Below are 12,018 nucleotides of genomic sequence, written 5' to 3' on the forward strand. Positions count from 1 at the left end.
TTAACGACTGAGTTCTTCCACGGTATCGGTCACCGCCAATTTCGGATGTGCGCTGCGTTCATGCACATGGCTCGTCGGTGTACGGTCGATCAGCAGGCTCAGCAGTTCCGGGCGGCTGTAGTGACCGCGCGAATCCATCATGCGTTTGCGTTTGTCGATCAGGCTCATGTCGAGGTCGAGGATCACCTCGCCTTCGCCTTCAGTCAGCGAACCCTGCACCACACCATCCGGGCTGATGATTGCGGTGAAGCAACCACCGGAAATCGGGCCGATGGGGCAACCCGTGTCGGCCATGATTTGTGCCTGTTGCTCAGGGTTCAGCCAGGCCGTGGAGTTGACCACGAAGCAGGCCGCCTCCAATGCATGCTGGCGGATGCTGACTTCCATTTGTGAAGCAAACAACGGCCCTGCAAACGACCCCGGGTACATCGCCGCATGGATCTGTTCGCCGTCAGCCATCAAGGCGTAACGGGCCAGCGGGTTGTAATGTTCCCAGCAGGCCAGTTGGCCAATGCGCCCTACTGCGCTGTCGGTGGCGCGCAGGCCTGAACCATCGCCCATGCCCCAGATCATGCGTTCGTGATAGGTCGGGGAAATCTTGCGGCGATGCTGAATCAGGGTGCCGTCGGCATCGAACAACAACTGCGTGTTGTACAGCGTGCCGCCGTCACGTTCATTGACGCCGATGGAAACCACCATGCCGGCCTGTCTGGCGGCGGCACCAATTGCCTCGGTGGCAGCCGAAGGGACAGTGACGGCCTGATCCAGCAGTTTGAGGTGTTCAGCCGCCATTTCGAAAGGCGACTGAACGAACGAGAAGTACGGGTAGTAAGGCACGATGGTTTCCGGGAACACGGCGAACTGCACGCCCTGCTCACCGAGTTCGAGAATCTTCTGCACCACTTTGTCGACGGTGCCTTCACGGCTATAGAGCACTGGGCTGATTTGTACGGCGGCGGCTTTTACGAGGGTCATGACGGTGATCTCATTGAGGGAGTGGACTTCAACGAGATCAAAATTACGCCAATAATATTTAGGCCGAAATGTCGAATACGCCACCTTTTAGGACATCCTGAGCATCACCCTCGATTGGCTCGCTGAATGACCTGCGGTGGCTGGCCAAATGCACGGATAAACGCCCGACGCATCCGCTCCCTATCGCCAAAACCGGTATCGGTCGCCACCACGTCGATGGGGTGCCGACCGGTTTCCATCATCAGGCGCGCCGCTTCCACCCGCAGGTTTTCGATGGCCTTGGCCGGTGATTGGCCGGTTTCGGCATGGAACACGCGACTGAACTGCCGAGGGCTGAGGTTGGCGGCACTGGCCAGTTCCTCGACCGACAGCGCGGACTTCAGGTTCTGCTTGGCATAGGCCAGCGCGGCCTGGATGCGATCGGTCTTGGGCTCCAGTTCGAGCATCACCGAAAACTGCGACTGCCCTCCCGCGCGCCGGTGGTACACCACCAATTGCCGGGCCACCCGCCGCGCCACCTCCGCGCCCAGATCCTTTTCCACCAGCGCCAGGGCCAGATCGACGCAAGCGCTCATGCCCGCAGCCGTCCAGATATTGCCGTCGTTGATGAAGATCCGGTCTTCTTCGACCTTCACTTTCGGGTACGCCTTCTGCAACGCCGGTGCATGACACCAGTGCGTGGTCGCCCGTCGACCGTCCAGCAAACCGGCCTCGGCCAGCGCAATGGCGCCGGTGCAGATCGAGCCCAGACGCCGGGTGGTCCGGCTGGCGTTGCGCAAGAACGCCACCATGCCCGGTGATACCGGACGGATCAGGTTGTCGCCCAGCACCAGTAGCGTGTCGAACGAGCGCTGGTCGAACGCCGAGGTTTCCACGCCAAACCCGGCGGAGGTCTGCACCGTACCGCCGCGCTCGGACAGCAAGGCAATGTTGTACGCCGGTTCGTCAGTGGCCATGTTGGCCAACTCGAACGTGGCGCACATGGCCAGGCCCAACACCTGAAACCCGGGGTAAACGATGAGTCCGATGGTGTGCATGGTGGCGGCTTCTTTTGACCTTAAAGGTGGCATGACGGATTTTACCGCCACTGACTTTGCACTAAAGCCTCTTATTGGGTCTATACATAACTGTAATCAGTTGGCCGAGAACAAGAGGCACAGGCCATGGACAACAAGGGTTCTGGCACTAACCTGGCCTTCTGGCTGCCAGGCAGTGCGGTCATCCTGAGTCTGGTGGTATCGATGTTCGCCCTCAACCGCGAACCGTTCCTTGAACCGCGGCCGATCGGTGCACAGTTCCAGGCGCAACTGCCCATCGAAGCCCGGTTATGGCAAGACCCTTTCGATGCGGTCGAGCGTTATCGCAAGAAGCTCACGGACAGCAAGAACCCGGATGCCGAAAATGTCTGCAGCCCGGATATTTCTCCCCTGTCCGGAGACAAACCGGCGCCCGACATCATGGTGGCGCTGGCCGAAGGCGGCCCTTACGCCGACGAAGTCGAACGGCGTCGGCGCATTCGTTATGCGCTGCTGGCAGGGTTCAAGAATTCCCACCGGGTGCCGGATCAGGAACAGTACATCCATTGCTTGAGACTCGCCGCCAACCTGTCGCAGGATCCCCCGCAGAAAAGCGGTTTCGTCGACGCGCCCTATGAAGTGTTCGTCTCCAACCCCTTCGATCCACCGACAGCCCTTGAAGGCGCGCCACCGCCGCCTGATCGAACGATCGTGTTCTGGTTCAAACAGGACGCGCTCGGCTCAACGCCGCTGCAGTTGCTCGAAACGTTACGCGATACCCTGAAAAATAAAATTGCTTTGGCGTGCGCTCCGAAACCGTGTTCCGAGCCACCCGACACGGCTGTCCTGAAGGTCATCGGCCCTTCTACCTCAACTGTCCTGCGCGACATGTTCCAGGACCAGGACATCGGCCAGGCCACGCCGAAGGTCGAAATCTACTCACCGCTGGCCACGGCCGATAACGAGACGCTGGATCGCGGGTACCCGAAGCTGTCGCCGCCGCTTGCGATCAGGCAACCCATGAAGTTGCTGCGCACCGTCAGCGACGACGGCACCATGACGCAACTGATGCTGGAAGAGCTGAAGTTGCGCCGCGTGGACCCGGCCACGGGCGTGCGTTGCAGCGAAGGCAAACTGCAACGGATCGGCTCACCGTGCACCCGCGATCTTCGTCGCAGCGGCAACCGCATCGCCTTGATTTCCGAGTGGGACAGTTTCTACAGCCGCGCGCTGATCGAAAGCTTCAAGACACAGGTGGCCAAGGATGCCCGCCTGGGCAGCGATGAAAAAAACCATAGGGATGTGGTCGATCAGTGGATTTTGCGCTTCAGCTATCTGCGCGGCCTGGACGGACGCCTCCCGGAAGAATCCGCGAGCAACGACAAGAGCGCCAGTACCGATCCCGGTAAAAACAAAGACCCCACCCAACTCGATCTCAGTCCACTGGAGAAATCCGACGGCAACTCCCAGCTCGACTACCTGCGGCGTCTCGCCGACCATATCGCCAACGAGGACGCGGCCTATCGACGCAACGGCGAAAGCGGCATCGGCGCGATTGGTGTACTGGGCGTCGATGCCTACGACAAGCTTCTGGTGCTGCAAGCGCTGAAGAGTCGGATGCCATACAAACTGTACTTTTCCACTGACCTCGATGCCCGCATGTTGCAACGGGGCCAGGCGCAAACCACCCGCAACCTGATACTCGCCGCCCCCTACGGACTCACCCTGACCCGCGCCCTGCAACAGGACGTGCCGCCGTTTCGCGACAGCCTGCAAAGTGCGGTGTTCATCTCGGTGCTGGCGGCACTGGCGCCGCAATCCTTCGACGCCAAGCGCGCAAAATTCGACTATTCCAAATCGGAGCTGCTCTCGCCGGGCATCTACGAAGTGGGGATCAGTGGCTTCATTCCCCTGGCGAGCCGGCTGACCGCTTCACGCCCGGCAAGCTGCGAGGCACCGACCCAATCGCAGTCCGATCGAGGCGTACGTCCGCACGACCTGATGGCGCTGCGTTGCCTCCAAGACCCCTCGCCACCGCCCTACCCTGAACCCTCCAAATCCATCCGCGACCGTTTCAAGCAAGCCCAATCCTTCTACTGGGCCGGGCCACTGACGATCACCCTGCTGATACTCGCCGGGTTCATCGTCTGGTGGCGCATCGAGGGCCCGAAAGATGACCATGACGCACGGCTGGCCTGGGTGCGCGGCGTGCCGATGACGCTGTTTATGGTGGCGGCGGCCTGCGCATTCATCGCCACGCGGTTCTGGCATGTGGAGTTTCTCTGGTTCACGTTCGTGCTGATATTGCTGGGTATCATCTCGTCGAACCTGACCCGACGCTCCGCCAGGCAATTGGCGATGGCCAAGGACTCGACTGCCAGCATGAGCACGGGTTTATACGACTCCCGGGCGTGGTACATCGTGGTCCCTCTTGTCATGTTCATCCTCGCGCTGATGCTGGCGTACCAGATGCGCAGCACGTTGACGGACAACGGACTGGGTGAGCCGATGTTCCTGTTTGAAGGCATCAGTGCCTGGCCGACCGTGGCTTTGCGGCTGCTGGCCGTGCTGATATCGCTCTCGGCGTTGGCATGGGGCTGGCGCAACCTGCGCATCAACCGGGCCGAGATCGAAGCCACGTACCATTTGCGCCTGCACATGCGCAAATATGAGACGACCTTGTGGGGACAGGTTCGACGCTTGATTCGCCGGGGCAAAGGCTGGCCATTGCGTCGTTGGTGCAACGAACTGGGGCACTGCCTGCTGAAGATTTTCTTCCCGCTACTGACCGCCAGCGACGAATGGTCAAAGTCCTGCGCACCGGCACAGGCCGCTTGCATGGACGGACGCAAGATGATCGTCATTGCACGCTTCTGGGGTGAGCACTGCGTCTGCGGCTCCTTCGGCGCCCGAATGCTGCGGGCCATGCTCGCCACGTGGGTTTACGTCGTGGTCACCAGCGTGCTGTTTGTGATCTGGCCCATGGAGGGCATGCCCGTTCGCGGCGCATCGATGTGGTGGATGCTGAGTTGGCTGATCCCTTCCCTGACTTTCCAGGTGCTGGTGTTCTGGGTCGTGGATGCCAACCTGCTGCTGACGCGGTTCATCCGCCACCTCAGCGAACATCATGCAATCTGGCCTGGCACCTTGCAGATGGAGCACAAGAAAACCTTTGGCATGCTCAGGCACCCGTGCATCGACGAATGGGTGGATTTGCAGCTGATCGCCAAGCGCACCTCGGCCGTTAACCGTCTGATCTATGCGCCGACCGTGGTCTTGTTGATCCTGTTGGCGTCGCGCAGCAGTCTGTTCGATAACTGGCCGACACCGCCCAGCCTGATCATTTCCTACCTGCTGACGGCGTTGGTGCTGCTCATCTCCGCGCTATCACTACGACGCGCAGCGGAAAAGGCCCGCACCGTTGCCTTGCAACGACTCGACGCCTATCTGCTGCAAACACCCGAAACAACACCTTGCTACACCAAGTTCAAGATGATCCGCGAGCGGATCGCGACGCTCAGTACGGGCTCGTTCTCACGCTACGCGGAAGACCCGCTGATCAGGGCGCTGCTGCTGTCGCTGACCGGTATCGGCGGCTCGGCCATTGTCGATGCATTGAACTATGCGAAGTTCTAGAGGAGGCGTTCAAAATGCAACTCATCACGTTGAAAATCGACAAACCGGAAGCGACGAACTTCATTTTCGGTCAGACCCACTTCATCAAATCCGTCGAGGACATCCACGAAGCGTTGGTCAATGCCGTACCAGGTATCCGCTTTGGCGTGGCCTTTTGCGAAGCCTCCGGTAAATGCCTGGTGCGCTGGTCTGGCACCGACACCGCCATGATCGAACTGGCCCGGAGCAATGCCCAAGCCATCGGCGCAGGCCATAGCTTCATCATTTTCCTCGACGATGGCTTCTATCCCGTAAACGTGTTGAACGCCGTCAAAATGGTCCCGGAGGTGTGCCGCATTTTTTGTGCAACGGCCAACCCGACTGAAGTGATTCTTGCCGAGACGGACCAAGGACGAGCGATTCTGGGCGTGGTGGATGGCTACTGTGCCCGTGGCATTGAAGGCGAGGAAGACATCCTGTGGCGCAAGAACCTGTTGCGGCAGATCGGCTACAAACTTTGAACACGCTCAGTTAACCAGGCGCTGAATGAGCAGAAATAACCTCTGCCTGAGCCGTCGCGGGCTTCTCCCCTTCGACCTCACCATTCAACGCCTTGTGCATTTTCACGGTGTCCAGCGCCCCGACCCATTTGGCAATGGCCATTGTCCCGACGCCATTGCCGATGGTGTTGGTGATCGCACGCGCTTCCGACATGAACCGGTCGACGCCCAACAGCAGCACCATGCCTGCCACCGGAATGGTGCCAAGGGACGATAACGTCGCTGCCAGAATGATGAATCCCGAGCCAGTGACACCGGCAGAGCCCTTGGAGGTAAACATCAGCACGGCCAGTACGATCAACTGATCCGTCAGGGTCAGCGGTGTGTTCGTGGCCTGCGCGATGAAGATGGCGGCGATGGTGTAGTAGATCGCCTGACCATCCGGGTTGAAGGTCAAGCCCGAGGGGATGATCAGGCCGGCGACGGGTTTGGAAACACCGGCCTTTTCCATCTTGGAAATCATCTGAGGCAGCACCGATTCCGAAGAGCTGGTGCCGAGGACAGTAAACAGTTCTTCCTTGATGAATTTCAGAAACTTCCACAGGCTGAATCCGCTGTAGCGGCAGATCGGGCCCAGTACAAAAATCACGAACACAGCACAGGTCAGGTAGACACAGGCCATCAGCTTGCCGAGTGAGAACAGCGAGCCAAAGCCGTATTTGCCGATGGTGAAGGCTATCGCCCCGAAGGCGCCGATGGGTGCCAGACGCATGACCATGTTGACGATGCGAAACATGCCCTGCATCAGGCTGTCCAGCGTGTCGACGAACACCTTGGCACGAGGCCCGACATGCGCCAGAGCAATACCCAACAGAATGGAGAACAGCAATATTTGCAGCACGTTGCCCTTGGCGAAGGCATCCACGATGGTGTCGGGGATGATGTTCATCACAAAGTCCATGAACGACGCATGCTTCACGGCGCTGGTGTAGGTGGCCAGGCTGGACGTATCCAGTGTGGCGACATCGATGTTCATGCCGGCGCCGGGTTTGAACACGTCGACCACCACCAGACCGACGACCAGCGCCAGGGTGGACACCACTTCGAAATAGATCAGCGCACGAAAGCCGACGCGCCCCAACTCCTTCATGTTCTCCATGCGTGCAATGCCCGTGACCACCGTCAGGAAGATCACCGGGGCGAGGAGCATTTTGATCAGTTTGATGAACGCGTCGCCCAAGGGTTTGAGCGCTGTTCCGGTTTCGGGCACGAACACCCCGACGATGGCGCCGAGGATCACGGCGATGAGCACTTGAACGTAAAGTTTGCCGAATATTCTTTTCATGACAGGGCCCTGATTTTTTATTGTTGTCAGGAAATGCCAAGGGGTCTGATCGGTGATCAGCCCCTTGGCGTTGTGCCGCAGCTTGAATCAGCGTTTGATCAATTCGATGACCGCATCAGTGATCTGGCGGGTGGTGGCCGTGCCGCCCAGATCCGGGGTATGCAAACCGCTCTCGGTGACCGCCTCGATGGCCGACATCAGGTGCTTCGCCGCGGCCGCTTCGCCCAGGTGTTCGAGCATCATTGCCGCTGTCCAGAATGTGGCGATCGGGTTGGCCACGCCTTTGCCGGTGATGTCGAAGGCCGAGCCGTGGATCGGTTCGAACATCGAGGGGAATTTGCGTGACGGGTTGAGGTTGGCGGTCGGCGCAATGCCCAGGCTGCCGGACAACGCCGCAGCCAGATCGGACAGGATGTCGGCGTGCAGGTTGGTGGCGACGATCACGTCCAGCGTCGACGGTTTGAGCACCATGCGCGTGGTCACGGCGTCGACCAGTTCCTTGTCGATCCTGACGTCCGGAAAGTCCTTGGCGACTTCGTAGAAGATCTCGTCCCACAGCACCATGCCATGACGCTGGGCGTTGGATTTGGTGACCATGGTCAGGTGCTTGCGCGGACGGCTTTGCGCCAGTTCGAAGGCGAAACGGTGAATGCGCTCGACCCCGGCACGGGTGAACACCGACACTTCGGTGGCGACTTCTTCAGGCAGCCCCCGGTGGACGCGACCGCCGTTGCCGGAGTACTCGCCCTCGGAGTTTTCACGCACCACGACCCAGTCGATTTGATCACCATTGAGCAGCGGGCTTTTGACCCCTGGCAGTACGCGAGCCGGGCGCACGTTGGCGTATTGGTCGAAGCCCTGGCAGATCGGCAGACGCAGGCCCCACAGCGAAATGTGATCCGGTACGTTGAGCGCACCGACAGCGCCGAAGAAAATGGCGTCGAAGGTTTTCAGCTCTTCCAGGCCACCTTCCGGGATGTAGTAGCCGTTTTTAAGGTAGTTGTCCGAGTTCCAGTCGAAGTGTTTGAAATCCAGTTCGAAGCCGGACTTTGTCGACAAGGCTTGCAGCACCTCGACGCCCGCGGCGATCACTTCTACACCGATACCATCACCTGGAACCGCAGCAATTTTGTAGGTGCTCATCAATTAACTCCACTCTCGTCACGTTCTTGTTGTGCCTGTCGAACGGGGGTGTTCAATCAGGGTGTGAGCGGAGTATATGTAGTGAACAAATGAGCGTGAATTACTCCAAATCACTACATAGATGAATTTGAGTTACCAATGAGCCAAACCCTGGATTTGTCTTTTTTCTACCTGCTGGCCAACAAAGGCAGCCTGGCGGCGACGGCTCGCGAGCTCGGCGTCACACCGCCTGCGGTGAGCAAACGCCTGACCGCGCTGGAAGCACGGCTGGGCATACGCCTGGTCAACCGCACCACGCGCTCGATGAGCCTGACCTCGGAAGGTGAACTGTATTTTTCCCATGCCGCGCGCATCCTGACGCAGATCGATGAGGTCGAGCAGCTAATCAGCAGCAGTCGGGCGACGCCTAAAGGCCTGATTCGCGTCAACGCTTCGCTGGGATTCGGTCGGCGCTACATCGGCCCGGCCCTGGGCGCGTTCTTCGCGCAGTACCCGGAGGTGGAAATACAGCTGGAAATCAGCGACCACCCGCTCGACCTGACGACTCACGGGTTTGACCTGGGTATTCGTTTCGGCACGCTGCCGGACGCCGCCTTCCATGCCCGAAAGATCGCGTCCAACCGCCGTCTGTTATGCGCCTCGCCGCTGTACCTGGAAAAGCACGGCGTGCCCCAACGCTTGGCGGATTTACAGCAACACAACTGCATCTTCCTGCGGCAAAACGAAACGCCCTACGGCGTGTGGAGTTTCACCAACGGTGGTCGCACGCAAAACATCAAAGTGCGCGGAGCCTTGGGCTGCAACGACGGTGAAGTGGCCCTGAACTGGGCGCTGGAAGGTTACGGCATTCTGCTGCGGGCCGAATGGGACATTGCCCGTTACGTGCGCAGTGGCCGCTTGCGCCTGGTGCTGGAGGATCAGACCCCCACCCGCGCCGATGTCTACGCCGTGTACCCGCAACAGTTGCACCTGTCGGCGCGGGTACGCAGCCTGATCGATTTTTTGGTTGAGCGCTTCAAGCACATCGATCACCTGGAGGAACCGGAATCTACGCGGGACTGAACAGGACTCAGACATCACCTGACGGGCAGCTTGCTACGAACGTTTCATACCGCAGCGTGAGCGCCGTCGACCGTCGCCAACGGTGGTGCTTTCGCCGTCGGCTCCTTGAGCAGTACGAAATACGCCAGGGCCGAGCACGCCGCCACTACCGCGCTGATCACGAACGCCGCGCTGAACGAACCGCTCTGCTGCACGCTGAACCCGGTGAGAATCGGCGCAATGGAGCCCGCCAGGTACCCGCCAAAATTCTGGATCGAGCCGAAAGACGCCACCCGCTCCGACGGCACGATGGTGTTGACGATCATCCACGCCGTGGCGCTGGAAATATTGATGAAAAACATCGTCAGGCACAGCAGTACCACGCAGGCCACCACGTTGGTGGTGAATGCCACGATCAGGGTAAACAGCGCCCCGCCAAGCAAACCCATTATCACCATCAGCTTGCGGCTGGCGAGTACCTTCAACCCGCGCGCTACCAGCCGGTCGCAGGCCTTGCCGGCGACGATGGTGCCCACCGCGCCGAACAAATAGGCCAGCGACACCACCCAGGCGGTACGGTACAGGTCCAGGCCGTGCTCACGTTCAAAATAGCCGGGCAACCAGGTGAGGTTGAGCCAGATCATGTAGATCACGCCCATGAAACCGAGAAAGGCGCCCCACGTATTGCGCTCCTTGAACAGCGCCGTCCAGCGCACCCGCGGCGCCGCGCTTCGCTGGGCCGGCGTTGGCAGTGGTTCGGCGCGGCCCGTCTCGGCCATGTACTGCGCCTTGCTCTTGTAGAAGGTGAACCAGCACGCGGCCAGCACCAGGCCAATGATACCGGTGAGTACGAACATGCCACGCCAACCCAGGTTCACCATGAACACCGTCAGCAATGGCGGTGCCAGGCATGGGCCGATGCAGGTCGACGACCAGACCCAGCCGGTTGCCGTGCCGCGCTCCTGAGTGTCGAACCACTCCGACAGCGCCTTGGCTGCCGAGGGAAAGACCGGTGCCTCACCAATGCCCAGCAGCACCCGCAAGCCAACCAGCTGGCCGTAGCTGCTGAACAGGCCGAAGGCCGCTTGTGCCACCGACCAGACAATAAGCGAGCCGCCTAGCGCCAGCTTGCTGCCCAGTCGGTCAATCAAGGCGCCAAGCGGTAACTGCGAGAAGGCGTAGGCGATGGAAAAGGCCGAAAGCATGATGCCCATTTGCATCGGGCTGATGGCCAGGTCTTTCTGGATGGAGGTGTTGGCGATGGACAGCGCACTGCGGTCCAGGTAGTTGACCACGCCAATCAGGAACAGAAAAAGGATGGTCAGCGTCTTGTAGCTTTTTATTGTTCTCATGCGCGCCTCTGCTGAGCGGTTGCCGCCCTTACGGTAGGGCGTCGTGCACTCTAGTAGGCCGATCGCCAGCTGCCCAATGACATGATTCGATCAAACGATAACCACGGGTTATCACAGCGACTCCGGCGGCTGGAAGTTTAACTAAAGGCGACGCCGGCCATTTGATAACTTCCGGTTATTGGTGGTTGAGAATATCTCATTGGCGCTTATCGGCGAGCAGCACTAGGGTTTTGGCCATTGCGCCAAACAATAACAATGGAAAACCACCATGAACCTCGCCAACAAACGCGTTCTGATCACCGCCGCGGCTCAAGGCATAGGTCGCGCATCGGTGCTGGCCTTCCAGGAAGCCGGCGCCCAGGTCATCGCCACCGACCTGAACATCGAAGCGCTGAAGGACATCCCCGGCATCCGGGCCTTGCAACTGGACGTGACCCAGCCTTCGGCCATCGATGCGATCTGCCAACAGGTGGGCACACTGGACGTGCTGTTCAACTGTGCCGGCTACGTGCACAGCGGAGCATTGCTCGACTGCGACGAACAGGCCTGGCAGCGCTCCTTCGACCTCAATGTCAGCGCCATGTACCACATGATCCGCGCGTTCCTGCCGGGCATGCTGGCGGCGGGCGGTGGCAGTATTGTCAACATGGCCTCGGTGGCCTCCAGTGTGAAAGGCGTGCCCAACCGCTTTGCCTACACGGCCAGCAAGGCCGCCGTCATCGGCCTGACCAAATCAGTGGCCACCGACTACGTCCGCCAAGGCATTCGGTGTAACGCCATTTGCCCCGGCACTGTCGATTCGCCTTCCCTGCGCCAACGCATTGCCGAACAGGCGCGTGAACAGGGCCGTTCGGAGTCGCAGGTGTATCAGGCCTTTGTCGACCGCCAGCCCATGGGCCGCATCGGCACGCCCGAAGAAATCGCCCGCCTGGCGTTGTACCTGGCCAGCGACGCCAGTGCCTATACCACCGGTGGCGTACACATCATCGATGGCGGGATGAGCGTCTGACCCTTTTTTCTCCCATTCAGGA

At 60.0% G+C, this 12,018-nt stretch carries 9 protein-coding genes; 4 read left to right on the forward strand and 5 right to left on the reverse strand.

Annotation, left to right across the window (positions count from 1 at the left end):
- Together AC3IUE_RS17970 and AC3IUE_RS17975 are read right to left on the reverse strand one after the other, a co-directional pair.
- Positions 1 to 975, reverse strand: a complete 975-nt coding sequence (locus AC3IUE_RS17970; protein ID WP_489263153.1) for a nitrilase-related carbon-nitrogen hydrolase — start codon at positions 973 to 975, stop codon at positions 1 to 3.
- A gap of 104 nt (positions 976 to 1,079) precedes the next feature.
- Positions 1,080 to 2,012, reverse strand: a complete 933-nt coding sequence (locus tag AC3IUE_RS17975) for a GlxA family transcriptional regulator (RefSeq protein WP_489263154.1) — start codon at positions 2,010 to 2,012, stop codon at positions 1,080 to 1,082.
- A 126-nt stretch (positions 2,013 to 2,138) separates the two neighbouring features.
- Here AC3IUE_RS17975 and AC3IUE_RS17980 point away from each other — a divergent pair, with 126 nt between their 5' ends.
- Both AC3IUE_RS17980 and AC3IUE_RS17985 read left to right on the forward strand, forming a co-directional pair.
- Positions 2,139 to 5,627: a hypothetical protein gene (locus tag AC3IUE_RS17980; protein WP_489263155.1), complete on the forward strand. Its 3,489-nt coding sequence runs from the start codon at positions 2,139 to 2,141 to the stop codon at positions 5,625 to 5,627.
- A 14-nt stretch (positions 5,628 to 5,641) separates the two neighbouring features.
- The gene (locus AC3IUE_RS17985; protein ID WP_489263156.1) at positions 5,642 to 6,127 is read left to right on the forward strand and encodes an adenosine-specific kinase; all 486 of its coding nucleotides are present in this window, start codon (positions 5,642 to 5,644) and stop codon (positions 6,125 to 6,127) included.
- A 10-nt stretch (positions 6,128 to 6,137) separates the two neighbouring features.
- On the opposite strand, the gene AC3IUE_RS17990 is transcribed toward AC3IUE_RS17985, so the two are convergent.
- Complete coding sequence (locus AC3IUE_RS17990) at positions 6,138 to 7,451, reverse strand: dicarboxylate/amino acid:cation symporter (protein WP_461998716.1); 1,314 nt, start codon at positions 7,449 to 7,451, stop codon at positions 6,138 to 6,140.
- 87 nt (positions 7,452 to 7,538) lie between these two features.
- A complete protein-coding gene (locus AC3IUE_RS17995) occupies positions 7,539 to 8,594 on the reverse strand; it encodes a tartrate dehydrogenase (RefSeq protein WP_489263157.1) in 1,056 nt (351 codons plus the stop codon).
- Positions 8,595 to 8,732: 138 nt separating this feature from the next.
- Here AC3IUE_RS17995 and AC3IUE_RS18000 point away from each other — a divergent pair, with 138 nt between their 5' ends.
- Positions 8,733 to 9,656, forward strand: coding sequence for a LysR family transcriptional regulator (locus AC3IUE_RS18000; RefSeq protein ID WP_056741675.1), 924 nt, complete (start codon positions 8,733 to 8,735; stop codon positions 9,654 to 9,656).
- 44 nt (positions 9,657 to 9,700) lie between these two features.
- On the opposite strand, the gene AC3IUE_RS18005 is transcribed toward AC3IUE_RS18000, so the two are convergent.
- On the reverse strand, positions 9,701 to 10,987 hold the full coding sequence (locus tag AC3IUE_RS18005; RefSeq protein WP_056741674.1) for an MFS transporter: 1,287 nt from the start codon (positions 10,985 to 10,987) through the stop codon (positions 9,701 to 9,703).
- 268 nt (positions 10,988 to 11,255) lie between these two features.
- Between AC3IUE_RS18005 and AC3IUE_RS18010 the strand changes: the two genes are divergently transcribed.
- On the forward strand, positions 11,256 to 11,996 hold the full coding sequence (locus AC3IUE_RS18010; protein ID WP_489263158.1) for an SDR family oxidoreductase: 741 nt from the start codon (positions 11,256 to 11,258) through the stop codon (positions 11,994 to 11,996).
- The last annotated feature ends 22 nt before the right edge of the window (positions 11,997 to 12,018 follow it).

Source organism: Pseudomonas sp. GL_093, from assembly GCF_057837605.1.